At 71.4% G+C, this 25,630-nt stretch carries 24 protein-coding genes; 18 read left to right on the forward strand and 6 right to left on the reverse strand.

All coding sequences use genetic code 11. From position 1 onward, the window contains the following. The first annotated feature begins 236 nt into the window (after nucleotides 1-236). The 5 genes from arc (at nucleotide 237) to prcA (ending at nucleotide 6,021) form a co-directional block, all read left to right on the forward strand. Nucleotides 237-2,003: a proteasome ATPase gene (gene arc, locus AB0O40_RS18675; protein ID WP_365042353.1), complete on the forward strand. Its 1,767-nt coding sequence runs from the start codon at nucleotides 237-239 to the stop codon at nucleotides 2,001-2,003. A 251-nt stretch (nucleotides 2,004-2,254) separates the two neighbouring features. After that, nucleotides 2,255-3,766, forward strand: a complete 1,512-nt coding sequence (gene dop / locus AB0O40_RS18680) for a depupylase/deamidase Dop (protein WP_365042356.1) — start codon at nucleotides 2,255-2,257, stop codon at nucleotides 3,764-3,766. Nucleotides 3,767-3,903: 137 nt separating this feature from the next. After that, the gene (locus AB0O40_RS18685) at nucleotides 3,904-4,116 is read left to right on the forward strand and encodes a ubiquitin-like protein Pup (RefSeq protein WP_365042360.1); all 213 of its coding nucleotides are present in this window, start codon (nucleotides 3,904-3,906) and stop codon (nucleotides 4,114-4,116) included. Nucleotides 4,117-4,371: 255 nt separating this feature from the next. Then, nucleotides 4,372-5,211 carry a proteasome subunit beta gene (gene prcB, locus AB0O40_RS18690; RefSeq protein ID WP_365042363.1) on the forward strand — a complete coding sequence of 280 codons (840 nt, stop codon included), beginning with the start codon at nucleotides 4,372-4,374 and terminating at the stop codon, nucleotides 5,209-5,211. A gap of 48 nt (nucleotides 5,212-5,259) precedes the next feature. Next, nucleotides 5,260-6,021 (forward strand): proteasome subunit alpha, encoded by a 762-nt coding sequence (gene prcA / locus AB0O40_RS18695; RefSeq protein WP_365042366.1) that lies wholly within the window; start codon nucleotides 5,260-5,262, stop codon nucleotides 6,019-6,021. Between the two features lie 58 nt (nucleotides 6,022-6,079). On the opposite strand, the gene AB0O40_RS18700 is transcribed toward prcA, so the two are convergent. Continuing rightward, nucleotides 6,080-7,078 carry a LacI family DNA-binding transcriptional regulator gene (locus AB0O40_RS18700; protein WP_365042369.1) on the reverse strand — a complete coding sequence of 333 codons (999 nt, stop codon included), beginning with the start codon at nucleotides 7,076-7,078 and terminating at the stop codon, nucleotides 6,080-6,082. Between the two features lie 123 nt (nucleotides 7,079-7,201). Here AB0O40_RS18700 and AB0O40_RS18705 point away from each other — a divergent pair, with 123 nt between their 5' ends. From AB0O40_RS18705 to AB0O40_RS18755, 11 genes are all read left to right on the forward strand, one after another. Continuing rightward, nucleotides 7,202-8,473, forward strand: coding sequence for an MFS transporter (locus tag AB0O40_RS18705; RefSeq protein ID WP_365042372.1), 1,272 nt, complete (start codon nucleotides 7,202-7,204; stop codon nucleotides 8,471-8,473). Nucleotides 8,474-8,482: 9 nt separating this feature from the next. Further along, nucleotides 8,483-9,844: a Pup--protein ligase gene (pafA, locus tag AB0O40_RS18710; RefSeq protein ID WP_365042375.1), complete on the forward strand. Its 1,362-nt coding sequence runs from the start codon at nucleotides 8,483-8,485 to the stop codon at nucleotides 9,842-9,844. A gap of 114 nt (nucleotides 9,845-9,958) precedes the next feature. Next, nucleotides 9,959-10,897 carry an FKBP-type peptidyl-prolyl cis-trans isomerase gene (locus AB0O40_RS18715; RefSeq protein ID WP_365042378.1) on the forward strand — a complete coding sequence of 313 codons (939 nt, stop codon included), beginning with the start codon at nucleotides 9,959-9,961 and terminating at the stop codon, nucleotides 10,895-10,897. 63 nt (nucleotides 10,898-10,960) lie between these two features. Next, entirely contained in the window at nucleotides 10,961-11,332 is a 372-nt protein-coding gene (locus AB0O40_RS18720) for an FKBP-type peptidyl-prolyl cis-trans isomerase (RefSeq protein ID WP_365042381.1), read from the forward strand. A 121-nt stretch (nucleotides 11,333-11,453) separates the two neighbouring features. Next, nucleotides 11,454-12,410, forward strand: coding sequence for a WYL domain-containing protein (locus tag AB0O40_RS18725; RefSeq protein WP_365042384.1), 957 nt, complete (start codon nucleotides 11,454-11,456; stop codon nucleotides 12,408-12,410). 16 nt (nucleotides 12,411-12,426) lie between these two features. Further along, on the forward strand, nucleotides 12,427-13,395 hold the full coding sequence (locus AB0O40_RS18730) for a WYL domain-containing protein (RefSeq protein WP_365042387.1): 969 nt from the start codon (nucleotides 12,427-12,429) through the stop codon (nucleotides 13,393-13,395). A gap of 46 nt (nucleotides 13,396-13,441) precedes the next feature. Next, nucleotides 13,442-13,696 (forward strand): hypothetical protein, encoded by a 255-nt coding sequence (locus tag AB0O40_RS18735; protein WP_365042390.1) that lies wholly within the window; start codon nucleotides 13,442-13,444, stop codon nucleotides 13,694-13,696. A gap of 73 nt (nucleotides 13,697-13,769) precedes the next feature. Continuing rightward, the gene (locus AB0O40_RS18740) at nucleotides 13,770-13,967 is read left to right on the forward strand and encodes a hypothetical protein (RefSeq protein WP_365042393.1); all 198 of its coding nucleotides are present in this window, start codon (nucleotides 13,770-13,772) and stop codon (nucleotides 13,965-13,967) included. Between the two features lie 236 nt (nucleotides 13,968-14,203). Beyond that, nucleotides 14,204-14,491, forward strand: coding sequence for a Sec-independent protein translocase subunit TatA (gene tatA, locus AB0O40_RS18745; RefSeq protein WP_365042396.1), 288 nt, complete (start codon nucleotides 14,204-14,206; stop codon nucleotides 14,489-14,491). An 89-nt stretch (nucleotides 14,492-14,580) separates the two neighbouring features. Next, nucleotides 14,581-15,522 (forward strand): twin-arginine translocase subunit TatC, encoded by a 942-nt coding sequence (tatC, locus tag AB0O40_RS18750; RefSeq protein WP_365042399.1) that lies wholly within the window; start codon nucleotides 14,581-14,583, stop codon nucleotides 15,520-15,522. A gap of 115 nt (nucleotides 15,523-15,637) precedes the next feature. After that, nucleotides 15,638-18,469 carry a DEAD/DEAH box helicase gene (locus AB0O40_RS18755; RefSeq protein ID WP_365042402.1) on the forward strand — a complete coding sequence of 944 codons (2,832 nt, stop codon included), beginning with the start codon at nucleotides 15,638-15,640 and terminating at the stop codon, nucleotides 18,467-18,469. Between the two features lie 26 nt (nucleotides 18,470-18,495). Here the strand turns inward: AB0O40_RS18755 and AB0O40_RS18760 are convergent, their stop codons facing one another. The 4 genes from AB0O40_RS18760 to AB0O40_RS18775 all read right to left on the reverse strand — a co-directional run bounded on the left by AB0O40_RS18760 (nucleotide 18,496) and on the right by AB0O40_RS18775 (nucleotide 22,906). Further along, on the reverse strand, nucleotides 18,496-19,449 hold the full coding sequence (locus AB0O40_RS18760; RefSeq protein ID WP_365042405.1) for a pseudouridine synthase: 954 nt from the start codon (nucleotides 19,447-19,449) through the stop codon (nucleotides 18,496-18,498). A gap of 44 nt (nucleotides 19,450-19,493) precedes the next feature. Beyond that, the gene (locus AB0O40_RS18765) at nucleotides 19,494-21,023 is read right to left on the reverse strand and encodes a serine hydrolase (protein ID WP_365042408.1); all 1,530 of its coding nucleotides are present in this window, start codon (nucleotides 21,021-21,023) and stop codon (nucleotides 19,494-19,496) included. An 83-nt stretch (nucleotides 21,024-21,106) separates the two neighbouring features. After that, nucleotides 21,107-21,946, reverse strand: a complete 840-nt coding sequence (locus tag AB0O40_RS18770) for a siderophore-interacting protein (RefSeq protein WP_365042411.1) — start codon at nucleotides 21,944-21,946, stop codon at nucleotides 21,107-21,109. A gap of 54 nt (nucleotides 21,947-22,000) precedes the next feature. After that, entirely contained in the window at nucleotides 22,001-22,906 is a 906-nt protein-coding gene (locus AB0O40_RS18775) for a 5'-3' exonuclease (protein ID WP_365042442.1), read from the reverse strand. Between the two features lie 177 nt (nucleotides 22,907-23,083). On the opposite strand from AB0O40_RS18775, the gene AB0O40_RS18780 reads away from it, so the two are divergent. Then, complete coding sequence (locus tag AB0O40_RS18780) at nucleotides 23,084-23,746, forward strand: XRE family transcriptional regulator (RefSeq protein ID WP_365042414.1); 663 nt, start codon at nucleotides 23,084-23,086, stop codon at nucleotides 23,744-23,746. Continuing rightward, nucleotides 23,743-24,468 carry a helical backbone metal receptor gene (locus AB0O40_RS18785; RefSeq protein ID WP_365042417.1) on the forward strand — a complete coding sequence of 242 codons (726 nt, stop codon included), beginning with the start codon at nucleotides 23,743-23,745 and terminating at the stop codon, nucleotides 24,466-24,468. Before AB0O40_RS18780 ends, AB0O40_RS18785 begins: the two co-directional genes overlap by 4 nt. Here the strand turns inward: AB0O40_RS18785 and AB0O40_RS18790 are convergent. Then, nucleotides 24,437-25,579: a TDT family transporter gene (locus AB0O40_RS18790; protein WP_365042419.1), complete on the reverse strand. Its 1,143-nt coding sequence runs from the start codon at nucleotides 25,577-25,579 to the stop codon at nucleotides 24,437-24,439. The two genes, AB0O40_RS18785 and AB0O40_RS18790, sit on opposite strands and share 32 nt — an antisense overlap. Between the last annotated feature and the right edge of the window lie 51 nt (nucleotides 25,580-25,630).

Consider the following 25,630-nt stretch of genomic DNA (forward strand, 5'->3'; position numbering starts at 1 on the left):
GCGCGCTGTGTTCCAACCTGGCGCAAGTCGCGCCAGCCTTGATGGGTGTTGAACAGTTCGACCTTACAACCGGCTGCTTTCCGATGTTGATGGGTGGGTATTTCCTTGGCGTGAGGGACTACGCAAGGGTGAAGATCGGACACACCCCTACCGTCTTTGTGATCTAGGGGTTTCAATCACCACCAGCCCAGGTAGGGTCAGGAAGCGTCCAGCTCCCCTTGGAGGAGGTGAGGACCGTGGCAGCCCACGACGACGACATCAACCGCGGCATCCGGCCGGGGCGGGGGTCCGATGACCCCGCCGGTCAGGTTGCCTATCTCGAGCAGGAAATCGCCGTCCTGCGACGAAAGCTCGCCGACTCTCCGCGACACACGAGGATTCTCGAAGAGCGGATCGTCGAGCTGCAGACGAACCTGGCCGGCGTTTCCGCTCAGAACGAACGACTGGCGAATACGCTCCGTGAGGCCCGCGACCAGATCGTCGCCCTCAAGGAGGAAGTCGACCGGCTCGCGCAGCCGCCGGCCGGCTTCGGTGTCTTCCTGCAGGCCAACGAGGACGGCACCGTCGACATCTTCACCGGGGGCCGCAAGCTCCGGGTGAACGTCAGCCCCAGCGTCGACCCTGAAGACCTCAGGCGCGGCCAGGAGGTCATGCTCAACGAAGCGCTCAACGTGGTCGAGGCCATGGAATTCGAGCGGGCCGGGGACATCGTCACCCTCAAGGAGATCCTCGAGGACGGCGAGCGCGCCCTGGTGGTCGGGCACACCGACGAGGAGAGGGTGGTGAGGCTCGCCGAGCCGCTCCTGGACATCACCATCCGCCCCGGCGACGCCCTGCTGCTCGAACCGCGCTCCGGCTACGTCTACGAAGTGGTCCCCAAGAGCGAGGTCGAAGAGCTCGTCCTCGAAGAGGTCCCCGACATCGACTACGACAAGATCGGCGGTCTGGGCGACCAGATCGAGCTGATCCGCGACGCGGTCGAGCTCCCGTACCTCTACCCCGACCTCTTCAAGGAGCACGAACTGCGGCCGCCGAAGGGCATCCTGCTCTACGGCCCGCCCGGCTGCGGCAAGACGCTCATCGCCAAGGCCGTCGCCAACTCCCTTGCCAAGAAGGTCGCCGAGGCGACCGGAAAGGCCGCCGGGAAGTCGTACTTCCTGAACATCAAGGGCCCCGAACTCCTCAACAAGTACGTCGGCGAGACCGAGCGGCACATCCGCCTCGTCTTCCAGCGTGCGAGGGAGAAGGCCAGCGAGGGCACCCCCGTCATCGTCTTCTTCGACGAGATGGAATCCCTCTTCCGCACCCGCGGATCCGGCGTCAGCTCGGACGTGGAGAACACCATCGTCCCCCAGCTGCTCGCCGAGATCGACGGTGTGGAGGGCCTGGAGAACGTCATCGTCATCGGCGCCTCCAACCGCGAGGACATGATCGACCCGGCCATCCTGCGCCCCGGCCGGCTCGACGTGAAGATCAAGATCGAGCGCCCCGACGCCGAGGCGGCGAAGGACATCTTCGCCAAGTACCTCAAGGCCTCGCTGCCGCTGCACACCGACGACCTCGCCGAACACCAGGGCTCGCCCCAGGTCGCGGTCGCCAGCATGATCCAGACCGTCGTCGAGCAGATGTACGCCGAGTCCGAGGAGAACCGCTTCCTCGAAGTCACGTACGCCAACGGCGACAAGGAAGTCCTGTACTTCAAGGACTTCAACTCCGGCGCCATGATCCAGAACATCGTGGACCGGGCCAAGAAGATGGCGATCAAGAACTTCCTCGACCACAACCAAAAGGGCCTCCGGGTCTCCCACCTCCTCCAGGCTTGCGTGGACGAGTTCAAGGAGAACGAAGACCTGCCCAACACCACCAACCCGGACGACTGGGCCCGGATCTCCGGAAAGAAGGGCGAGCGGATCGTGTTCATCCGCACGCTCGTCACCGGAAAGCAGGGCGCGGACACCGGACGCTCCATCGACACGGTGGCCAACACCGGTCAGTACCTCTGAAAAACAGGGCGGCTGCGGGAGCCCTTCCGGGGGCACCCGCAGCCGACTGCTTTCCGGCCGTTCGCTCGCCCGCCGAGAACCCGGCCACCGGCAATGACTGAAATGATCTCCCCACCAGCGCGGAGCCGTTCTAGGCTCATCGGTACCGCCGGTCGCGCAGTGCGGGGACGGGCACCGCACACGCACCGGAGCACCAGCGGTACTTGAGCGCCGCTCCCGGAAGGGGAGCGCCGCCGGGCAAGGAGGGCCGCATGACCGTACGGCGAGTAATGGGGATCGAGACGGAGTACGGGATCTCCGTCCCCGGCCACCCGAACGCCAATGCCATGCTCACCTCGTCCCAGATCGTCAACGCGTACGCGGCGGCGATGCACCGGGCGCGACGCGCCCGCTGGGACTTCGAGGAGGAGAACCCGCTGCGGGACGCACGAGGCTTCGACCTCGCCCGCGAGGCCGCCGACAGCAGCCAGCTCACCGACGAGGACATCGGCCTGGCCAATGTCATCCTCACCAACGGCGCCCGGCTCTACGTCGACCACGCCCACCCCGAGTACAGCTCGCCGGAGATCACCAACCCGCGCGACGCCGTCCTCTGGGACAAGGCCGGCGAGCGGATCATGGCCGAGGCCGCCGAGCGGGCCGCACAGCTCCCCGGCGCCCAGCCGATCCACCTCTACAAGAACAACACCGACAACAAGGGCGCCTCCTACGGCACGCACGAGAACTACCTGATGAAGCGGGAGACCGCCTTCTCGGACATCGTGCGCCACCTGACGCCCTTCTTCGTCAGCCGCCAGGTGGTCACCGGCGCCGGCCGGGTCGGCATCGGCCAGGACGGCCGCGAGCACGGCTTCCAGATCAGCCAGCGCGCGGACTACTTCGAGGTCGAGGTGGGCCTCGAGACCACCCTCAAGCGCCCCATCATCAACACCCGCGACGAACCGCACGCCGACGCCGAGAAGTACCGCCGGCTGCACGTGATCATCGGGGACGCCAACCTCTCCGAGATCTCCACCTACCTCAAGCTGGGCACCACCGCGCTGGTGCTGTCCATGATCGAGGACAACTACATCTCCGTGGACCTGGCCGTGGACCAGCCGGTGCGCACCCTGCACCAGGTCTCCCACGACCCCGACCTGCAGCACCTCATCACGCTCCGCAGCGGGCGCACGCTCACCGCGGTCCAACTGCAGATGGAGTACTACGAACTCGCCCGCAAGTACGTCGAGGAACGCTTCGGTTCCGATGCGGACGAGCAGACCAAGGACGTCCTGTCCCGCTGGGAGGACGTGCTGGGGCGGCTGGAGAGCGACCCGATGAGCCTCTCGGGAGAGCTGGACTGGATCGCCAAGCGGGAGATCCTGGAGGGCTACCGGCGGCGGGACGGGCTCGAGTGGGACGCGGCCCGGCTGCACCTGGTCGACCTCCAGTACTCCGACGTACGGCCCGACAAGGGCCTGTACAACCGTCTGGTGGCCCGCGGGAAGATGCAGCGGCTCCTGACCGAGGAGGCGGTGGAACGCGCCGAGGCGAAGCCTCCGGAGGACACCAGGGCCTATTTCCGGGGCCGCTGCCTGGAGCAGTACGCGGACGACGTCGCGGCCGCCTCCTGGGACTCGGTGATCTTCGACCTGCCCGGCCGGGACTCCCTCCAGCGGGTCCCCACCCTGGAACCCCTCCGGGGTACCCGCAACCACGTCAAGGAACTCCTGGACCGCTGCCGTACGGCGGAGGATCTGGTCCGGGTCCTCTCGGGCGGCTGAAGTACCCCTCGTCCGGGAATCATGGAATCAGTACCCGGACGTTGAGAAAGTGCGAGGACGAATGCCGACCCTCCTTGTAGGGTCCGGCATAAGGTCTGATCTTGAGATCTCGAACCGAGTAGCGGGGTGAGGTAGACATGGCGACCAAGGACACCGGCGGCGGACAGCAGAAGGCCACGCATTCGACCGAGGAGGTCGAGGAGACCGCGGCCGAGACCAGCTCCGACCTCAAGGAGCGCCAGGAGAAGCTCTCCGACGACGTCGACTCCGTCCTCGACGAGATCGACGACGTGCTCGAGGAGAACGCCGAGGACTTCGTGCGGAGCTTCGTGCAAAAGGGCGGTCAGTAGACCGGTTCGACCTTCGGATCGAAGGTCCAGGGCGGGTTTCGGGCGGCACGGGCGAGGCGATCCGTGCCGTCCGGCCGCACCCGCCCACCGGGCTCAGGAACCGCCCGCGGACGGTTCCCCCGGAGCATGTGGATCACGGGCGCGGCAGGGGTAGGGTCCGAGACGTACCGGGCTCCGCCTGCCGCACCGGCCGGGATCGGTTCACGGAACGGCCGGACGTCACAAGGCGTGCAGCCGCTTACTGGAAGGAAACCTGTGGAAGCCAACACTCGAAGCACAGGGCGTCTACCGGCGGCCTTCCTGACGCCGGGGTCGTCGTCGTTCTACGACTTCCTGGGGAGCCATTCGCCCGAGCTGCTGCCGGGGAACCGGAAGCTGCCGGAGGGGGTCGTCGAGGCGCCGCACGGCACGACCATCGTGGCCGCGACCTTCCCCGACGGGGTGGTGCTCGCCGGTGACCGGCGCGCCACCATGGGCAACATGATCGCCCAGCGCGACATCGAGAAGGTCTTCCCGGCCGACGAGTACTCCGCGGTGGGCATCGCGGGTACGGCCGGCCTGGCCGTCGAGATGGTCAAGCTCTTCCAGCTGGAGCTGGAGCACTTCGAGAAGGTGGAGGGCGCCACCCTCTCCCTCGAGGGCAAGGCCAACCGCCTGTCCACGATGATCCGCTCCAACCTCGGCATGGCCATGCAGGGCCTGGCCGTGGTGCCGCTCTTCGCCGGCTGGGACGAGGGCAAGGAGAAGGGCCGGATCTTCTCGTACGACGTCACCGGCGGCCGCTCCGAGGAGCACGGCTACGCCGCCACCGGCTCCGGCTCGATCTTCGCCCGCGGCTCGATGAAGAAGCTCTACCGCAACGACCTGACGGAGGAACAGGCCACCACCCTCGTCGTGCAGGCGCTGTACGACGCGGCCGACGACGACTCCGCCACCGGCGGCCCGGACCTGTACCGCCACATCTACCCGATCGTGACCGTCATCACGGACGAGGGCTTCCGCCGGCTCACCGACGACGAGTCCTCGGCGCTCGCCCGCAAGATCACCGACAAGCGGCTGGAACAGCCCGACGGGCCGCGCGCCGCGCTGCTCTGATCACTCGTCACTGTTATGCGTCACAGAGAAGGAAGGGACGGATAGCCGGTGTCGACGCCGTTCTATGTGTCACCCCAGCAGGCCATGGCCGACCGGGCGGAGTACGCCCGCAAGGGCATCGCCCGCGGCCGCAGCCTTGTCGTGCTGCAGTACGCCGACGGCATTGTGTTCGTCGGTGAGAACCCGTCCCGTGCGCTGCACAAGTTCAGCGAGATCTACGACCGGATCGGCTTCGCGGCCGCCGGCAAGTACAACGAGTACGAGAACCTCCGGATCGGCGGCGTCCGGTACGCCGACCTCCGCGGGTACACGTACGACCGCGACGACGTGACGGCCCGTGGGCTGGCGAACGTCTACGCGCAGACCCTCGGCACGATCTTCTCGAGTGCCGCGGAGAAGCCCTACGAGGTCGAGCTGGTGGTCGCCGAGGTCGGTGCGACGGCCGCGGGCGACCAGATCTACCGGCTGCCGCACGACGGTTCGATCGTGGACGAGCACGGCTCGGTCGCGGTCGGCGGCAACGCCGAGCAGATCAGCACCTACCTGGACCAGCGGCACCAGGACGGGATGACCCTCCCGGAGGCGCTGAAGCTGGCGGTGCAGGCGCTGTCGAACCAGGCCAACGGCGCGGACCGGGAGATCCCCGCGGACCGGCTGGAGGTCGCGGTGCTGGACCGGACGCGGACCCAGCAGCGGAAGTTCAAGCGGATCCGGGGCCGGCAGCTGGAGCGGCTGCTGGAGCCGGTGGTGCCCGCCGAGGCGCAGGCGGACGCGGTGTCGAAGGACGAGGACCCGGAGGACGGCGCGTAGTCCCCGGAGCGTGAGGTGGTGCCCCCGGCCGTGGTCCACGGCCGGGGGCACCGTCGTGTCAGGGTGCGGGGGCGGTGGAGCCGCGGACCACGAGTTCCACGGGGAGTTCGGGGCCGGTCCAGGTGCGGCCGTCGAGGACGGCGAGGAGGGCGTTCATGCCGTCTTCGCCGACCTGCTCGGCGGGCAGCCGGACGGTGGTGAGCTCCGGTTCCACGGCGGTGGCCAGCGAGAGGTCGTCGAAGCCGGTGACGGAGAGGTCGTCGGGGACGCGCAGCCCCAGGCGGCGGGCGGCCTTGCAGGCGCCGGCGGCGAGGATGTCGTCGTCGCAGACGATGGCGGTGGGCCGGTCGGCGGGGTCGGCGAGGGCGGCTTCGGCGGCGGTCAGCCCGGCGGCGACGGTGAGGGGTGCGGTGGTCCTGCGCAGGGTGGTGCCCCCGTGCGCGGCGAGGGTGGCGGCGAGGGTGCGGGCGCGGACCTCGAAGGTCCAGGAGTCGATGGCCGAGGCGAGGTGCAGGAAGCGCCGGTGGCCGAGGCCGAGCAGGTGGTGGGCGGCGGTGCGGGTGCCGTCGGCGATGGCGAGGTTGACGTGGGCGGCGGCGCCCTCGGCGGCGGGGTCGCTGTCGATCATGACGAGGGGGAGGTCGGCGCCCTTGATGCCTTCGAGTGCGTCGGCGGCCATGGAGGAGGCGATGACCCCGTCCAGGGCTGCGCGGGCGGAGGGGAAGGGGTCCCGGGCGGGGCCGGTGCCGTCGGGGGAGGGGTAGAGGACGACGCCGAAGTCGTGGGCGGCGGAGACGCGGGCGGCGCCGGTGTAGACGCGGGCGAAGAACTCGTTGGTGAGGGCGGGGACGACCAGGAGGGCCGTGCGGGTGGAACCGGTGCGCAGGCTGCGGGCGGCGAGGTTGGGGCGGTAGCCGAGGTCCTGGGCGGCGGCGCGGACGAGGTCGGCGGTGCGCTCGGAGACGCGGCCGGTCCATTTGTCGCCGAGTACGAGGGAGACGGTGGCCTGGGAGACGCCGGCGGCGCGCGCCACGTCCCGGCTGGTGGGCCTCGTCACGTTCAGCCTCCGAAATGCCTGGTCGGGTGGTGTGCGGAGTGGACCCGCGGCTGTGGCCATGGTACGTATGACTGTCGAAGTTATACGTAAAACCCCGGGGGCGCCGGGCGGAAGGGACGGATCATGGCGGCGGCAGGCGCGGGGTACGCGCAGTTGCTCAGGACCCGGCACGCGGCGCGGCTGCTGACGGGCACGCTGGTGGGCCGGCTGCCCACCGCCACCGCGAACATCGCGATCGTCCTGTTCATCCGGGCCGAGGGCGGCAGCTACACGCTGGCGGGTGCCCTGGCGGCGGTGTACGGCCTGGCCACCGCGGCGGGCCAGCCGCTGCTGGGCCGGGCGGTGGACCTGTACGGCCAGCCGCGGATCCAGCTGCCGGCGGCGCTGGTCTCGGCGCTGGCGATGTGCGTGCTCGCGCTGAGCGGGACCGGTTCGCTGGTGCTGTCGTACGCCGCGGCGGTGGTGGCGGGTCTGTTCACGCCCCCGCTGGAGGGCGGGCTGCGGGCCCTGTGGCCGAGCGTGCTGGGCGGCCGCCAGGAGCAGGTGCACGCGGCCTACGCGATGGACGCGGTGGCCCAGGAGATCATGTACACGGTCGGTCCGCTGCTGGTGACGGTGCTGGTGGCGCTCTGGTCGCCGGCCGCCGCCCTGATGGTGATCAACCTGCTGGGCGTGCTGGGCGCGCTGGCCGTGGTGACCTCGGAGCCGGCCCGGCGCTGGCGGTCCGAACCGCGGGAGGCGCACTGGCTGGGCGCGCTGCGCTCGAAGGGGCTGCTGGCCCTGCTGGCGGCGTTCTTCTTCGTGGGCTCGGCGCTCGGTTCGATCAGCGTGGCCGGGGTGGCGTACGCGGACGACCACGGCGACCAGTCGGTGTACGGCTGGCTGATGGCGGCCCTGGGGCTGGGCGCCCTGATAGGCGGCGTGTTCTACGGGGCCCGGCAGTGGGCGGGCACCCCCGAGCGGCGGCTGCGCGCGCTGGTGGCGCTGCTGGCGCTGTGCTACCTGCCGCTGCTGCTGACCCCCGGTCCGGTGGTCATGTACGCGCTGGCGGCGCTGGCGGGCGTGTTCCTGGCGCCGTGTCTGGCCTGTGCCTTCGTGGTGGTGGACCGGCACGCCCCGGTGGGCACGGTGACCGAGGCGTTCTCGTGGCTGGTGACCTTCTTCGGCGTGGGCGCCGCGATCGGCACGGCGGCGGCCGGGCCGGTGGTGGAGCAGTGGGGCACGGCGGCGAGTTTCGCGGTGGCGGCGGCCGGCGGGGCGCTTGCCCTGGCGGTGCTGACGGGCACTCAGAGGGTGCTGGAAGGGGCCGGTCGCAGCGTCCCGGTGGCGGGCTCATCCGAAAATGATCGAAACGGCGACGTCGAACCCGGTTTGCGAGCAGGGCAGAAGGCGTAATGTTCAGTCATGGACCGCCGCATTTTCGGGCTGGAGAACGAGTACGGCGTCACGTGCACGTTCAGGGGACAGCGCCGACTGTCTCCTGACGAAGTGGCGCGCTACCTCTTCCGCCGTGTCGTGTCATGGGGCCGCAGTAGCAATGTCTTCCTGCGGAACGGCGCCCGCCTGTATCTCGACGTGGGTTCGCATCCGGAATACGCAACTCCCGAATGCGACAACGTGACCGAACTGGTCACCCACGACAAGGCCGGCGAGCGCATTCTCGAGGGTCTGCTGGTGGACGCCGAGCGCCGCCTGCACGAGGAGGGAATCGCGGGCGACGTCTATCTCTTCAAGAACAACACCGACTCCGCCGGGAACTCGTACGGCTGCCACGAGAACTATCTGGTGGCCCGGCACGGCGAATTCTCCCGGCTGGCGGACATTCTGATTCCGTTCCTGGTGACGCGGCAGCTGATCTGCGGCGCGGGCAAGGTCCTCCAGACCCCGCGGGGCGCCGTGTACTGCGTCAGCCAGCGGGCGGAGCACATCTGGGAGGGCGTCAGCTCGGCGACCACCCGCTCGCGTCCGATCATCAACACGCGCGACGAGCCGCACGCGGACGCCGAGCGGTACCGCCGGCTGCACGTCATCGTGGGCGACTCGAACATGTCCGAGACCACGATGCTGCTGAAGGTCGGGGCCACCGACCTGGTGCTGCGGATGATCGAGGCCGGCACGGTGATGCGGGACCTGACCCTGGAGAACCCGATCCGGGCCATCCGCGAGGTCAGCCACGACATCACCGGCCAGCGCAAGGTCCGCCTCGCCAGCGGCCGGGAGGCCTCGGCGCTGGAGATCCAGCGCGAGTACTACGACAAGGCCGTGGACTTCGTCGAGCGCCGGGGCATCCGCACCGGCACCGTCGAGCAGGTGCTGGAGCTGTGGGGCCGGACCCTGGACGCCATCGAGGCGCAGGACCTGGACCGGATCGGCACCGAGATCGACTGGGTCATGAAGTACCAGCTGATCGAGCGGTACCGCGCCAAGCACAACATGACGATGTCGAACCCGCGGGTCGCCCAGATAGACCTCGCCTACCACGACATCCACCGGCGCAGGGGCCTGTACTACCTGCTGGAGCGCAAGGGCCAGGCGGCGCGCATCTGCAACGACCTGAAGATCTTCGAGGGCAAGTCGGTGCCCCCGCAGACCACTCGGGCCCGGCTGCGCGGCGACTTCATCCGCCGGGCGCAGGAGCAGCGGCGGGACTTCACCGTCGACTGGGTGCACCTCAAGCTCAACGACCAGGCGCAGCGGACCGTGCTGTGCAAGGACCCGTTCCGGTCGGTGGACGACCGGGTGGAGAAGCTCATCGCCGGTATGTGATCCGGGCGGTGCAGCGGTGTGACGTGAGGCGGGGCCCCGTACGTTCTCGTACGGGGCCCCTTCCACGCCTTAGAGTGGCGGCGACCGATGTGCCGTTAGAGATCTGAGGAACACGTGCGCCGACTTGCCGGCCTGCTGGTCGTCCCGCTCCTGCTGCTGTCCACAGCGGCGTGCGGGGACGACGACAAGGGCTCCGACTCCGTCCAGTCGAAGAACGGGGTGCCGGCCATCACCGCCGGTGCCAAGTTCGGAGAGAAGCCGACCCTCGCCAAGGGTGTGGGCGAGCCGCCCAAGTCCCTCAAGGTGGTCGTCCTCAGCGAGGGCAAGGGTCCGGCGCTGAAGAAGGGCGACGCGGCCGATGTGAACTACCTCGGTCAGGCCTGGGACGGCGACAAGCCCTTCGACAACAGCTTCGACCGGGGCCAGACCTTCCAGCTGACCCTGGGCGCCGGCAGCGTCATCAAGGGCTGGGACCAGGGCCTGGAGGGCCAGAAGGTCGGCAGCCGCGTCGAGCTGGTGATCCCGCCGGACCTCGGTTACGGCGCGCAGGGCCAGGGCGACATCAAGCCGAACGCCACGCTCGTGTTCGTGGTGGACGTGGTCAAGGGCAAGTCCATCCCGGCCTCGGCCACCGGCAAGACCGTGGCGCAGGACGACAAGGCGCTCCCGCAGGTCGGCACCAACACCGACGGCAAGGCCCCGACGCTGGACGTGCCCAAGGGCGACGCGCCGAAGAAGCTCGTGTCGAACTACGTCATCGAGGGCACCGGCCCGGTGGTGAAGGCGACCGACACCGTCGTGGTGAGCTACGTGGGCAAGCTGTGGAAGGACGGCAAGCCGTTCGACAGCACCTACACCGCGGGCAAGACCGCCACCTTCCCGCTGGGCCAGCTGACGCTCAAGGGCCTCAAGGACGGCATCGTGGGCAAGAAGGCCGGCAGCCGCATCCTGCTGGTCATCCCGCCGGACCAGGGTCTGGGCGACAAGGAGTCGAACGGCATTCCGGCGAACTCCACCCTCGTCTTCAGCCTGGACATCCTCACCGTCATGTGAGACCGGCCCGGGGATGTAAGACTGTCCCGGTTGCCCAGTTCGTAAGTTTGAGGAGCAATTGCAGTGAGCATCGAGAAGCCCGAGATCGACTTCCCCGAGGGCCCGGCCCCGACCGACCTCGTCATCGAGGACATCGTCGTCGGTGACGGCGCGGAGGCCACCAAGGGCGCCATGGTCGCCGTCCACTACGTGGGCGTGGCCTTCTCCACCGGCGAGGAGTTCGACTCGTCCTACGGCCGGGGCGCCCCGCTGCGCTTCCAGCTCGGCGTCGGCCAGGTCATCTCCGGCTGGGACCAGGGCGTCCAGGGCATGAAGGTCGGCGGCCGGCGCAAGCTGACCATCCCGGCGCACCTGGCGTACGGCGACCGCGGTGCGGGCAGCGCCATCGCCCCGGGCGAGACGCTGATCTTCGTCTGCGACCTGATGGGCGTCTGATCCGTCCGAACGCGATCAGTCGGGGACCCCTGCCGGACGGCGGGGGTCCCTCGCTTTTGTCCGGGACCGCCGGGGCGGTACGGTCACGGTCACAAGCACGATGAGAGGGGCGAGGGGCGTCGTGGCGATTGCCAAGGCCGAGCGGCTGATGAATCTGGCACTGTGTCTGCTCGGCACCCGCCGGCCGTTGAGCAAGCGGGAACTGCGCGGCTCCATCGAGGCTTACATGGAGGCGGGCAACGACGACTCCTTCAACCGGATGTTCGAGCGCGACAAGGACGACCTGCGCGAACTCGGCCTGGTGATCGAGACGGTCGAGGCCCTGGACGGCGAGACCGGCTACCTGGCCCGCCGGGACCGCAACCGGCTGCCGCCGGTCGCGCTGGACGCCGAGGAGGCCGCGGCCCTCGGGCTCGCGGCGAAGGTCTGGCAGCAGGCCCGGCTCGCCGGGGCGGCCAGCGGCGCCCTGCAGAAGCTGCGAGCCGGCGGGATGCCCGAGGCCGGCGAGCCCGACGAGGGCCAGCACAGCGCGATCGAACCGCGCATCCCGGTGCACGAGGCGGCCTTCGAGCCGCTGATGCTGGCCTGCCGCGACCGGCGGCCGGTCACCTTCGACTACCGCAAGTCCAACGCCGTGCGCCCCGAGCCGCGCCAGGTGGAGCCCTGGGCGCTGGAGTGCTGGCGCGGCCAGTGGTACCTGGCCGGCTGGGACCGGGAGCGGGGCGCGGAGCGGGTCTTCCGGCTCTCCCGGATCACCGGCAAGGTCCGCTCGCGGGCGGGCGCCTACACCGCCGAGGTGCCGGACGTGGTGACGGTGCGCGAGACGGTCGCCGGCTGGGCCGGGGAGACCGCGGACCGCTCGGCGCGGATCCGGCTGCGCCAGGGCGCTGGGTACCCGCTGCGGGCCCGGGCGACCGCCGTCCGCGAGGGCGAGGCCGGCTGGGACGAGCTGGAGATCCCGTACGGACACGGTCTGGACGCCTGGCTGGTGGAGTTCGGGCCGGACGTGATCGTGCTGGAGCCCGCGGACCTGCGGGCCGACGTGGTGGACCGGCTGCGCGCCGTGGCCAAGGGCTGAGGGGGATACGTACGACATGGCCGCCAACGCCATCGACCAGACGCGCCGCATGCTGTCGCTCGTCACGTACCTGCGCGAGCGCCCGGGGGCGCGGATCGCGGACGTCGCGCGGGCCTTCGGCATCAGCGAGGACGAGCTGATCTCCGACCTGGACGTGCTGCCCATGTGCGGCACCAGCTTCCGGGGCGGGGACCTGCTGGACATCGACACCGACGGGGAGCGCATCTGGTGGCGCAACCCCGACGCGTCGGGGGAGTCCACCGCCGAGCCGCTGCGGCTGGCCGCCGACGAGGCCACCGCCCTGCTGGTGGCCGCCCGCGCGGTGGCGACCCTGCCGGGGCTGCGGGAGAGCGACCGCGACGCGCTGCTGCGCGCCACCGCGAAGCTGGAGGCCGCGGCCGGTGAGGCGGCCGGCGCCAGCGCCCGGCTGTCGGTCACCTTCGAGTCCGAGGGCGGGGTCTTCGCGGACGTCGACCGGGCGATCTCGGAGCGGCGCCGGCTGTGGCTGCGGTACTACTCCCCGGCCCGGGACGAGCTGACCGAGCGCGAGGTGGACCCGATCCGGCTGTTCGCGGTGGGGCACACCTACCTGGAGGGCTGGTGCCACCTGTCGGAGGCCCGCCGGACCTTCCGGCTGGACCGGGTGGCCGAGATCCGGCTGCTCGACGAGCGGGCCGAGCCGCCGGCGATCGAGCCCCGGGACCTGTCCGAGGGGCTGGTGCAGCCCTCGGCCGGGGACCCGGAGGTGGTGGTCGAGGTGGGCCCCGGCGGGCGATGGGTCGCGGAGTACTACCCGCACGACAGCGCGCAGGAGCTGCCCGAGGGCGGGCTGCGGATCACCCTGCGCACCCCGGACCCGGCCTCGCTGCGCCGACTGGGGCTGCGGCTGGGCCGGGACGGCCGGATCGTGGCGCCCGGGGAGCTGGCCGACAGCGCCCGGCAGGCGGCCCGCGAGGCGCTGGCGGCGTACGAGGCGCAGCACTGAGCGGACGAGGGACCAGAGCGAGGGGGAGCCGCGCATGACACCGGGGATGACGGGGACGACGATGGCGGCCGGGCCGTTCACGGACGGCCCGCCGGTCCAGTTCAAGGCCGCCTGCCCGGACTGCCGGGCCCGCTTCGAGCTGGCGCCGGGGGAGCTGCGGCTGGCCATCGGCGGCAGCCGGCGCAGCACCTTCTACTCGTTCACCTGCCCCGAGTGCGGGGTCGCGGTGCGCAAGCCCGCCGGGGAGCGGATCGTGGAGCTGCTGACCGGCGGCGGGGTGCGGACCCTGCGCAGCGTCTGAGGGCCGCCCCGGTGTCCTCGGCACCCGGTCGGGGCGTGGTCGGGGTGTGCCGGGCAGCGGCTAGGCTCACGGCATGGTGTGGCCGATGCTCGCGATTGCCCTGGGATTCCTCGGACTGACGGTGCTGGCCGTCCTCGCCCTGCGCGTGTACGTGGAGGTCAGGCGGCTCGCCGTCCAGGTCGAGGACGCGAGCCGGCGCATCTCCGGGGCCGCGGGGGAGCTGGAGCAGGCGGCGACCGGACTCGCCCGCGCGGGCGGCCGGATTTCGTAGCGGCACCGCGGTCTCCTCCCTTTGAGGAGACCGGGGTATTGTCGGAGGCTGCGGCCCTCCTCCAGACTCCGTCCGGAGGGACCCCCAAGCACCGGCAGGGGCGCCACCGGGAGTACGCGCGGGCGTTGCACCGCGTTCGCACTCGGCGGTTACGATCACTGCCAGCCAGCAGGTCGGACACCCGTCCGACCGGTAGAGACAGCCCGACCCGCCGCCTCCGTGAGAAGGTACCGCTTATGTTTGGAAGGCTCGGCGCACCCGAGATCGTCCTCATCCTCGTCGTCATCATCCTGCTGTTTGGCGCGAAGAAGCTTCCGGACATGGCTCGGTCCCTGGGCAAGTCCGCCCGCATCCTCAAGAGCGAGGCCAAGGCGATGAAGTCCGAGGGCCAGCCGACCGCGCCCACCGGCCCGGCCCCCGAGCCGCAGGACCAGCCGGCCGCCCCGCGCACCATCCAGGCCGCGCCCGGCGACGTCAGCAGCGCGCGTCCGGTCGCCGAGCCGACCGACTCCACCCAGCGCTGACACTTTCCCGGCGCTCACCGCAGCGCCGGACCGGGCCATACGCAGGCGTCGCACCGGAGACGTACTGCCGCACGAGATGAGGACGTGGGTTGCTCAAGTCTGCCCGCAAGCAGGAGAAGGACCCCGAGGGGCGGATGCCCCTCGTCGAGCACCTGCGTGAGCTCCGGAACCGGCTGGCCAAGGCGCTGCTGGCGATCGTCGTCGTCACCGTCGTCGCGGCCTTCTACTACCGGGGGATCATCGAGTTCTTCACGAACCCGATCCTCAAGGCCGTCGGGTGCGAGTCGACCTTCTCCGAGCTGGCCCACCAGCGGGACGGCACCTGCGCCCGGATCGTGCTCAACGGCCTGCTCACGCCCTTCACCCTGGCGCTGAAGGTCTCCCTGATGGCCGGTGTGAGCCTGGCCTCGCCGATCTGGCTGTACCAGCTGTGGGCCTTCGTCGCCCCGGGCCTGCACCGCTCGGAGAAGAAGTACGCGCTGTCCTTCGTGGCGGCGGGCTTCCCGCTGTTCCTGGCCGGCGGCTTCTTCGCGTACAAGACGCTGCCGACCATGGCGAAGGCCATGATCAGCCTGTCGCCCGCGGACCTGGACAACCAGCTGCCGCTGGACGACCTGCTGGACCTGATCACGCGCATGGTCGTGGTCTTCGGCCTCTCCTTCGAGATGCCGCTGCTGCTGGTGCTGCTGAACTTCGGCGGCGTGCTCACCGGCAAGCGGATGCTCGGCTGGTGGCGGGGCATGATCCTCGGCATCACCGTCTTCGCGGCGGTGGCCACCCCCAGCACCGAGCCGATCAGCATGCTGGCGCTGTCGGCGCCGATCTGGGTGCTCTACTTCGTCGCCACCGGCGTCGCGCTCCTCAACGACCGGCGCAAGGCCAAGCGCGCGGCCGAGGGGCCCGGCGACGACGAGGCCTCCGACCTGGACCTGACCCCGGAGGCGATCGAGCCGGTGGTTCCGGTTGCGGCCCTGCCGGAGCAGTCCGACGGCGGCCGGCACCGGCTGAACGGCTACGACGACGCCACCTGACCGGGTAGCACGGCGGCCGGAGCGCAGCACGCGCACCGGCCGCTTCGGCGTTCCATTCCGCTTTCGATAAAGATCGCGACTGGTGTCAGACCTGCCGGGTAGGCTCGGAGGCAAGATGACAGAGGACCTCTCACCCGCCGAGCGGTACGCCGCTGCCCGGATCCGCGCCGCCGAGGAGGCCACTGCGCTGGCCCCCTTCCGCGAGCTGTACGAGTTCGGGCTGGACCCCTTCCAGATCGAGGCCTGCCGGGCCCTGGAGGCCGGCAAGGGCGTACTGGTGGCCGCGCCCACCGGCTCCGGCAAGACGATCGTCGGCGAGTTCGCCGTGCACCTCGCCCTCCGCCAGGGCCGCAAGTGCTTCTACACCACGCCCATCAAGGCGCTCTCGAACCAGAAGTACGCCGACCTGGTCAAGCGCTACGGCGCCGACAAGGTCGGCCTGCTCACCGGCGACAACAGCGTCAACTCCGACGCGCCCATCGTGGTCATGACCACCGAGGTGCTGCGGAACATGCTCTACGCCGGCTCGCAGTCGCTGCTGGGCCTGGGCTACGTCGTGATGGACGAGGTGCACTACCTCTCCGACCGGTTCCGCGGCGCCGTCTGGGAAGAGGTGATCATCCACCTGCCCGAGTCGGTGACCCTGGTCTCGCTCTCCGCCACGGTCTCCAACGCGGAGGAGTTCGGCGACTGGCTGGACACCGTCCGCGGCGACACCGAGGTGATCGTCTCCGAGGAGCGGCCGGTCCCGCTGTGGCAGCACGTCATGGCCGGGCGCCGGATCTACGACCTCTTCGAGGAGGAGAGCGACCACGGCGGCCGCGGCTCCGCCCGCCGCGAGGTCAACCCGGACCTGCTGCGCATGGCCCGCATGGAGAACAGCCGCACGTACAACCCGAAGGACCGCCGGCGCGGCAAGATGGTCCGGGAGGCCGACCGCGAGCGCGAGCGCCGCTCCCGCAACCGGATCTGGACCCCGGGCCGCCCCGAGGTGATCGAGCGCCTGGACAATGAAGGCCTGCTGCCCGCCATCACCTTCATCTTCAGCCGGGCCGGCTGCGAGGCCGCCGTCCAGCAGTGCCTGTACGCCGGCCTGCGGCTCAACGACGAAGAGGGCCGCCTCAAGGTCCGCGAGATCGTCGAGCAGCGGACCGCCTCCATCCCGCCGGAGGACCTGCACGTCCTCGGGTACTACGAGTGGCTGGAGGGCCTGGAGCGGGGCATCGCCGCGCACCACGCCGGCATGCTGCCGACCTTCAAGGAGGTCGTGGAGGAGCTGTTCGTCCGCGGCCTGGTCAAGGCCGTGTTCGCCACCGAGACCCTGGCGCTGGGCATCAACATGCCCGCCCGCACGGTGATCCTCGAGAAGCTGGTCAAGTGGAACGGCGAACAGCACGCCGACATCACCCCCGGCGAGTACACCCAGCTCACCGGCCGGGCCGGCCGCCGCGGCATCGACGTCGAGGGCCACGCGGTGGTCCTGTGGCAGCGCGGTATGGACCCGGGCGCCCTCGCGGGCCTGGCGGGCACCCGCACGTACCCGCTGCGCTCCAGCTTCAAGCCCTCGTACAACATGGCCGTCAACCTGGTCCAGCAGTTCGGCCGGCACCGCTCGCGCGAGCTGCTGGAGACCTCCTTCGCGCAGTTCCAGGCGGACCGCTCGGTGGTCGGCATCTCCCGGCAGGTCCAGCGCAACGAGGAAGGCCTGGAGGGCTACCGGGAGGGCATGACCTGCCACCTCGGCGACTTCGCGCAGTACGCCCAGCTGCGCCGGGACCTCAAGGACCGCGAGACGGAGCTGGCCAAGCAGGGCGCGGCGCAGCGCCGGGCGCAGGCCGCCGCCTCGCTGGAGAAGCTGAAGCCGGGCGACGTCATCCACGTCCCCACCGGCAAGTTCGCCGGGCTGGCGCTGGTGCTGGACCCGGGCGTGCCCGGCGGCCGTTCCAACGGCCACCGCGGGTACGAGTACCAGGAGGGCCCCCGCCCGCTGGTGCTGACGGCCGAGCGGCAGGTCAAGCGGCTGGCGGCGATCGACTTCCCGGTGCCGGTGGAGGCGCTGGACCGGATGCGGATCCCCAAGACCTTCAACGCCCGCTCCCCGCAGTCCCGCCGGGACCTGGCCTCGGCGCTGCGCACCAAGGCCGGGCACCTGGTCCCGGACCGGCACCAGCGCGGCCGGGCGGCGGCGGCCGACGACCGCGAGATCGCGCGGCTGCGCGCCGAGCTGCGGGCGCACCCCTGCCACGGCTGCGACGAGCGGGAGGACCACGCCCGCTGGGCGGAGCGCTTCCACCGGCTGCAGCGCGACACCAAGCAGCTGGAGCGGCGGATCGAGGGGCGCACCAACACCATCGCGCGGACCTTCGACCGCATCCACGCCCTGCTGACGGAGCTGGACTACCTGCGCGAGGACGAGGTCACCGAGCACGGCCGGCGGCTGGCGCGGCTCTACGGCGAACTGGACCTGCTGGCCTCCGAGTGCCTGCGGGCCAAGGTCTGGGAGGGCCTGACCCCGGCCGAGCTGGCGGCCTGCGTCTCGGCGCTGGTCTTCGAGGCGCGGCAGTCCGACGACGCGGTGGCGCCGAAGGTCCCGGGCGGCGCGGCCAAGGCCGCGCTGGGCGAGATGGTGCGGATCTGGGGCCGGCTGGACGCCCTGGAGGAGGAGCACCGGATCAACCAGGCCGAGGGCGGCGTGGGCCAGCGGGAGCCCGATCTGGGCTTCGCCTGGGCCGCCTACCAGTGGGCCTCGGACAAGAGCCTGGACGAGGTGCTGCGCGAGGCGGAGATGCCCGCGGGCGACTTCGTGCGCTGGTGCAAGCAGGTCATCGACGTGCTGGGGCAGATCGCGGCCGCCGCACCGAAGGAGGACAGCACGGTCGCCAAGAACGCCCGCAAGGCCGTGGACGCCCTGCTGCGCGGCGTGGTGGCCTACAGCTCGCTGGGCTGAGGCCCCTCGGCCCGCCGGGCCTGTGCCTACCGCGCGGGCCCGGCGCCGGCCCAGGCCGGGTAGTCCTGCCAGGCCTCGAGGGTGCGGGCGGACTCGAAGCGGTGCGCCAGCCCCGTCACCGGGTCGGTGAACTCCAGGACCCGGGCCAGGAGTTGCAGCGGACGCCGGTAGTCCGTCGGGGCCGGGTCGGTGACCTGCGGATAGACCGGGTCGCCCAGGATCGGCAGGCCGAGCGCGTTCATGTGCACCCGCAGCTGGTGGGTGCGGCCGGTGGCCGGGGTCAGCCGGTAGCGGCCCCGCCCGTCCCGGTGCGCCAGCAGCTCGATCCGGCTCTCCGCATTGGGCTCGCCCGGCAGCTCCACGGCCGCCAGCACCCCGCGGGTCTTCTCGATCCGGCTGCGGACCGTGCGGGGCAGGGCCAGGGCCGGCTCGTGGCCGGCGACCGCCTCGTACTCCTTGTGCACCCGGCGGTCCGCGAAGAGCGTCTGGTAGGCGCCCCGGTCCGGGGGCCGGACGCTGAACATCACCAGCCCCGCGGTCAGCCGGTCCAGCCGGTGCGCCGGGCTGAGGGCGGGCAGGTCCAGCCGCTCGCGCAGCAGCGCCAGCGCGGTCTGGGTGACGTGGCTGCCGCGCGGGGTGGTGGCGAGGAAGTGCGGCTTGTCCGCCACCAGCAGGTGGTCGTCCCGGTAGACGACCTCCACGGGGAAGGGCACCACCGGCTCGGCCGGCAGCTCCCGGTGGAACCACAGGTAGGTGCCGGGGAGGTAGGGCCCCGCCGGGTCCACCGGCGCGCCGTTCGCCCCGTACACCTCGCGCCGCTCCAGCAGGCCCGCGATCGCCGCCGCCCCGGCCCCGCCCGCGTACCGGTGCAGCAGGTAGCCGCGCAGGTCCGGCCAGTCGCCCGGGGGCAGTCGCAGCCGCACCGGGTCGATCCCGGCGCGTTGGGGGAGGGGCGAGGGCGGTGTGGCGGAACGTCTCATCGTGGCCCCAGGCTACGGGGCGCGCCGGCGGGGGTGCCGCCCGGTCAGGAGGCGCGGGTGAAGGTGCCGAGCCCGCTGTAGTCCAGGGACTCGACGCGGACCGTGTCGTCCTTGAAGGTCACCCCGGTCAGGCCGACGGCCATCTCGCCGGTGGTGCGGAGGCTGAAGACGTCACCGTCGTAGTGGGTGAGCGGGAAGCTCATCTTCTTGGGGCCGAGCTGGAGGGTCAGGCCCCCGCCGGTGGTCTTGGTGACGGTCAGCGGGCCGAAGTACGGGTTGTCGTAGGTGCCGGTGTACGTGTCGTCGGCCTTGGCGGGCTTGGGGTTCGCCGGCGGCTTGGCGTAGTCCGTCTTGGACTTGGCGGTGCTCAGGGCCTCGTCGTACGCCTTCGCGATCACCGGCAGCCAGTCGCGGGTGGGCGAGCCGTGTTCGACGGAGTCGAGGAAGTTGACGGCCACGGTGTCGGCCGCGCCGATCGGCGCCGCGTTGGTGAGCACCACGATGCCCAGCTTCTCGGCCGGCAGCATCGTCAGGGAGCTGTTGGTGCCCAGTTCGAAGGCGCCGGAGTGGCTCAGCCGCAACCGGCCCTGGTCGTCGTACTTGACGTTCCAGCCCAGGCCGTAGAAGCCGGGGGAGGAGTCCGGGGTGGCGGGCGGCTGGGAGATGGCGTGCGGGACGTACGTGGTCGCCAGGCCCTCGGCGTTGATGATGCGCTTGCCGTCCAGCTCGCCGAGGCCCAGTTGCAGGCGCAGGAAGCGGGCCATGTCGCGGGCGGTGGAGCTCACCCCGCCGGCCGGCGACTGGAGGTCCGGCTGCCGGACGAACTCGGGCTTCCAGCTGCCGTCGGCCTGTTTGACGTGGGTCAGGGCGCGGTCGGTGGCGTGCTCGTAGTCGCTGAACAGGTTGCTCGTGTGCTCCATGCCGGCCGGCTTGTAGAGCGTGTCGGCGGCGAGCTTGTCCCAGGTCGTCTTCTGGTCCCGCGCTACGGCCTCGGCCGCGGCGGTGAGGCCGAAGTTGGTGTAGGCGTAGCTGGCCCGGAACGGTCCCAGCGGCTCGTACTTCAGGTGGGACAGGATGTACGACTGGTCGAAGCCGAGGTCTTCCAGCATGTCGCCGGCGTGGTCCGGCAGGCCCGAGCGGTGGGAGAACAGGTCCGCGGCGGTGACGTGCTCGCTGACCCAGGGGTCCTTGAGCGTGATCCCGGTCAGCGGCTTGTCCCACCCGTCGGCGCCGAGCACCTGGGCGAGGACCGTGGCGGAGACGGGCTTGGAGACGGAGGCGATCTGGAAGACCGTGTCCGGGTCGACCTGCCCGGTCTGCCCGGTGCTGCGGACGCCGAAGCCCTTGAGGTAGACCACGTCGTCGCCGTGCACCACGGCGACGGCGGCACCGGGGATGCCGGTGCGGTCCATGACGTCCTTGATCTGGTCGTCGAGCAGGCCGAGCGCCTTCTCGACGCTCTGGTCGTCGATCCCGTCGGAGGCCGAGGGGCTCGGCGTCGGGGCGGCCGCGGCTACGGGAACTCCCGTGACGGTGCCCGCCGTTCCGGCCGCCAGGACGAGTCCGGCGGCCATGGCCAACCCCCTGCGCCTGCGTGCGTACCGCATCTCTCCATTGAACGCCGACGGCGGGCGGGGCGCGCGCCGGGGCGGGAGGCCTACGCGGCCAGGTCCTGCTCGGCCTCGACGGCGGCGTTCCAGTCGCGCTTGGCGGCCCGCCAGGCCTCGTCGGTGTGGCCCTGGCGCCAGTAGCCGGAGATCGACAGCCGCTCGCGCTGGATGCCGCGCTCCAGCCGCAGGTGGCGGCGGAGCTCCTTGACGAAGGCGGCCTCGCCGTGGACGAAGGCGTGCACGCTTCCGGCCGGGAAGCGCAGGGAGGTGACGGCCTCCAGCAGCGCCTCGCCCACCGGGCGGTCGCCGCGGTGCAGCCAGACCGGCCGGACGCCGGCGGGGGCGGCGATCTCCTGCTCGTCCGCCGCGCTCTCGACCTCGATGAAGGCGCGCACCACGGCGCCGGCCGGCATCCGCTCCAGGGCGGCGGCGATGGCCGGCAGGGCGCTCTCGTCGCCCACCAGCAGGTGCCAGTCGGCGGCCGGGTCCGGGGCGTACGCGCCGCCCGGGCCGAGGAAGTAGACCCGCTCGCCGGGCTGTACGCGGGCGGCCCAGGGGCCGGCCAGGCCCTCGTCGCCGTGGACGACGAAGTCGATGGTCAGCTCCAGGAGGGCCGGGTCCCAGGCGCGGACCGTGTAGGCGCGCTGCCGGGGCCACAGCTCCCGGGGGTAGACCGCGCGGATCCGGTCCAGGTCCCAGGGCTCGGGGTAGCTGACGCCCTCCGCGGGGAACATGAGCTTGACGTAGTGGTCGGTGAAGGCCCCCGCGCCGAAGCCCTGGAGCCCTTCACCACCCAGCACGACCCGCACCATGTGCGGCGTCAGCCGCTCGGAGCGGATGACGTGTGCGGTGCCGAGCTTGCGCGAACGGGCGGGTCCCTCTGCCACGGTGCTTCCCCTGTTTCCCCTGACGTACCACTTAGGTTTGCCTAACCTAGCACCTTAAGCGCCAAGTGTGGAGATCAGACGCGACACGGCTCCGCCCAGACCCCAGCGTTTCGCCAGCTCAGCGACGGTTTCGGGGTGTGCGGGACGGGTGGGAAGAGTGGGGTCGAACGGGTGAATCGGCACGTCAAGGGCCACCCGCACCACCTTCGGCGCCACCGCGAGGTACGGCCGCGCCTCGTCCAGCCGCCTGCGCTGGGTCGGGGTCAGCTTCGAGCGCGGGTCCTCGACCGCCGCCATGATCCCGGCCAGGTCGCCGTACGCGTCCAGCAGCTTGGCGGCGGTCTTCTCGCCCACTCCGGGCACCCCCGGCAGGCCGTCGCTCGGGTCCCCGCGCAGCAGCGCCAGGTCCGCGTAGCCGGGGCCGTCCACCCCGTACTTCTCGCGCAGCACCGCCTCGTCGGTGATCTGGAGCGTGCCGACGCCCTTGAGGGGGTACAGCACGCGGGTCTGCCGGGCGTCGCTCACCAGCTGGTAGAGGTCCCGGTCGCCGGTGACGATGTCCACCGGGCCCTTCGCCTGCGCGGTCAGCGTGCCGATCACGTCGTCGGCCTCGTAGCCGGGCACGCCCACCCGGGCGATGCCGAAGGCGTCCAGCATGGCCTCGATCACCGGCACCTGCGGGGAGAGGGTGTCCGGGATCTCCTCCTCGTCCGGTCCGGTGGCCGTCTCGGCGGCCACCCGGTGCGCCTTGTACGAGGGGATCAGCTCCACCCGCCAGTGCGGCCGCCAGTCGGCGTCCATGCACGCCACCAGATCGTCCGGGTGGTGGTCCTGGACGAGCCGGCCGATGAAGTCGAGCAGTCCGCGCACGGCGTTGACGGGCGTGCCGTCGGGGGCCCGCACGGAGTCCGGGACCCCGAAGTAGGCGCGGAAATAGAGGGAAGCGGTGTCGAGGAGCATCAGGCGTCGGGTCACGCCCCGATCATGCCGCACCCCACCCACGGTGACCGGGCGGGCGCGGAGTTCACCGGCGGCGTACCGGGCTTCCCCGGTGCGCGCGAAACCGGGGGCGGAAGCTGCGTAAGGTGCTTACAGCACATCCATGTGCGACCAGACAAGGGGAGGGCAGCCCCGGCCATGGACCACAAGGACAAGGCACCGCAGGCGCACCGGCACGACGGCCCGCAGGTCGGCACCCGACGGCAGGACGGCGTGGACCGGGAGGACAAGGAGAAGGACGCCAAGGAACCGCGGCGGGTGGGCGCCGCCGTGCGCAAGCGGCGCCGGCAGCTCCAGCTCACGCTGGCCGCGGTCGCGGCGCGCAGCGGACTCTCGGTGCCCTTCCTCAGCCAGATAGAGAACGAACGCGCCCGGCCCAGCATGCGGTCGCTGGAACGGGTGGCGGACGCCCTGGAGACCACCGCCGTGGAGCTGCTGGCCGCCTCGGACAGCGCCCGCACGGTGGACCTGGTCCGGGCCGGGGACGACTCCGGGCCCGCGCCGGTCCCCGGGGTGCGGCCGCTGGTCCGGGGGCACCACCAGCTGCACGCGCTGGAGTTCACCGGTGACCAGGACGCGGGGCGCGAGTACCAGCACCGCAACGACGAGCTCATGTACGTGGTCGAGGGCTCCTGCCAGGTCGAGGCGGAGGGGCGGGCGTACCGGCTGGAGGCCGGGGACTCGCTCTTCCTCTCGGGCGGGGTGCGGCACCGGTGGCGGGCCACCGGCGAGTCCACCCGCCTCCTGGTCGTCGCCGTCGGCGACCACATCGACGCGGTCTCGGAACCTCCGGGCCGGTGACCGCGCCGCGGGTGGTCTCGCTGGTGCCCTCGCTGACCGAGGCCGTGGCCGCCACGGCACCGGAGCTGCTGGTGGGCGCCACCGACTGGTGCAGCCACCCCGCCGGGCTCGCCGTCCGCCGGATCGGCGGCACCAAGAACCCGGACGTGGCCGCCGTCATCGGGCTGCGGCCCGACCTGGTCATCGCCAACGAGGAGGAGAACCGCGCCCCGGACCTCGACGCGCTGCGCGCGGCCGGCCTGCACGTGCTGGTCACCGAGGTGCGGGAGCTGTCCGGCGCTTTCCGGGAGCTGGACCGGGTGCTCGTCGCAGGCTGCGGTCTGGCCCGTCCCGCCTGGCTGGACGCGGCCGAGGAGGCCTGGGCCGGGGTCGTACCGGTCGGCCGGTACCGGGCGGTGATCCCGATCTGGCGGCGGCCGTGGATGGTGCTGGGGCGGGACACCTTCGCAGGGGACCTGCTGGCCCGACTCGGCGTGACCAACGTCTACGCCGACCACCCGGAGCGGTACCCGAAGACGCCGCTGCCGGAGCTGGTGGGCTCCGGCAGCGATCTGGTCGTGCTCCCCGACGAGCCGTACGCCTTCGGTGCCGGCGACGGTCCGGAGGCCTTCCCGGGGATGCCGGCCGCCCTCGTCGACGGCCGGCACCTCACCTGGTACGGGCCCTCGCTCGTGGCGGCCCCGGCGGTGCTCAGCGGGGCCCTGCGAGCAGCTTTCCGCTGACCAGGCCCCGCAGGGTGTGGGCGGCAGCGGCCAGCCAGGCCAGGACGAGGAAGGCGTAGAGGGCGGTGGCCAGCCAGGACAGGGCGTCCAGGCCGGTGTGCCGGGCCAGGCCCTCGAATCCGGTCACACAGGTGCCGACGGGGAAGGTGAAGGCCCACCAGGTCATCGCGAAGCCCATGCCGCGCCGTGCGGCCCGCACCACCAGCGCGGCGGCCAGCGCCAGCCACATCAGCGCGAAGCCCATCACCGGCACCCCGTAGATCACCGCGAAGGCGCTCAGCCCGTCCGCGTAGGGCGCCGAGATCGAGCTGCCGGCCTGGTCGGCGAGCTGGTTGACGGCGGTGGTCGACTGGCCCAGGGGGCCGAGCGCCAGGAACAGGGTGGGGGTCAGCGCCAGCGGCAGGGGACCGGAGACGATCAGCCGCCCGAAGACCAGGGGCAGCATGACCAGCGTGGCCAGCAGGCTGATGCCGAACATCGCGTAGCAGCCCAGCAGCATGGCCTCGCGGGCCTGCCCGGCGGGCAGGTGGGGGATCAGCAGGGGCCCCAGGGCGGCCGAGACCATCGGGGCGACGATCGGCAGCAGCCAGACGGGACTGGCCGAGCCCGCCTCGACCTTGTGCCGGGCGACCATCAGGTACGGCACCGCCACCGCGGCGACCAGGCCGATCAGGGTCCCGGCGGTGAAGAGCACCGTGTCGACGGCCACCGCCGCGCTCTGGCCGATCAGGTCCTTGCCGACGATCAGGGTGCCGCCGCCGACGGCCAGCAGGGCCATCGAGAGGCAGCCGTAGAAGGGGGCCACGGCGGGGTCGAGCAGGTGGGCCCGGGCCTGGTCCCGGTGGTGGATCCAGTGCCCGGCGCGGGCCACGAGCAGGACGGCCAGGGCGGCGAAGGACAGCGCCCACATGACCTGGCAGGCCACCCGCAGCCCGGGGAACTGGTACGGCAGGGAGGCGCCCGCGTTGGCGATGATGGCCGTGCCCATGACGGAGGCGTACCAGTTCGGGCCGAGGTGGCGCAGGGCGGGGAGGCGGCGCTGCGTCTCGAGCTGGACCTGCTGCTCCTCGGCGATGCGGGTGAGGGGTGTGGAATGTGCGGTGGTGGCCATGGCTCCACTGTCCGCCCGCCGGCGGACGCCCGGTAGCCGTGGCCTTCCTAT

It is taken from the genome of Streptomyces sp. NPDC089919 (genome assembly GCF_040684615.1).
Classification (GTDB): Bacteria; Actinomycetota; Actinomycetes; order Streptomycetales; family Streptomycetaceae; genus Streptomyces.

Bases quoted from the DNA above. Each gene is read 5' to 3' on its own strand.
- pafA (WP_365042375.1), top strand. From the start codon at position 8,483: ATGGACCGCCGCATTTTCGGGCTGGAGAACGAGTACGGCGTCACGTGC.
- AB0O40_RS18735 (WP_365042390.1), top strand. From the start codon at position 13,442: ATGACGGGGACGACGATGGCGGCCGGGCCGTTCACGGACGGCCCGCCG.
- AB0O40_RS18790 (WP_365042419.1), bottom strand. From the start codon at position 25,579: ATGGCCACCACCGCACATTCCACACCCCTCACCCGCATCGCCGAGGAG.
- AB0O40_RS18685 (WP_365042360.1), top strand. From the start codon at position 3,904: ATGGCGACCAAGGACACCGGCGGCGGACAGCAGAAGGCCACGCATTCG.
- dop (WP_365042356.1), top strand. From the start codon at position 2,255: ATGACCGTACGGCGAGTAATGGGGATCGAGACGGAGTACGGGATCTCC.
- AB0O40_RS18780 (WP_365042414.1), top strand. From the start codon at position 23,084: ATGGACCACAAGGACAAGGCACCGCAGGCGCACCGGCACGACGGCCCG.
- AB0O40_RS18760 (WP_365042405.1), bottom strand. From the start codon at position 19,449: ATGAGACGTTCCGCCACACCGCCCTCGCCCCTCCCCCAACGCGCCGGG.
- AB0O40_RS18740 (WP_365042393.1), top strand. From the start codon at position 13,770: ATGGTGTGGCCGATGCTCGCGATTGCCCTGGGATTCCTCGGACTGACG.
- AB0O40_RS18765 (WP_365042408.1), bottom strand. From the start codon at position 21,023: ATGGCCGCCGGACTCGTCCTGGCGGCCGGAACGGCGGGCACCGTCACG.
- AB0O40_RS18755 (WP_365042402.1), top strand. From the start codon at position 15,638: ATGACAGAGGACCTCTCACCCGCCGAGCGGTACGCCGCTGCCCGGATC.
- AB0O40_RS18705 (WP_365042372.1), top strand. From the start codon at position 7,202: ATGGCGGCGGCAGGCGCGGGGTACGCGCAGTTGCTCAGGACCCGGCAC.
- AB0O40_RS18775 (WP_365042442.1), bottom strand. From the start codon at position 22,906: ATGCTCCTCGACACCGCTTCCCTCTATTTCCGCGCCTACTTCGGGGTC.
- tatA (WP_365042396.1), top strand. From the start codon at position 14,204: ATGTTTGGAAGGCTCGGCGCACCCGAGATCGTCCTCATCCTCGTCGTC.
- AB0O40_RS18730 (WP_365042387.1), top strand. From the start codon at position 12,427: ATGGCCGCCAACGCCATCGACCAGACGCGCCGCATGCTGTCGCTCGTC.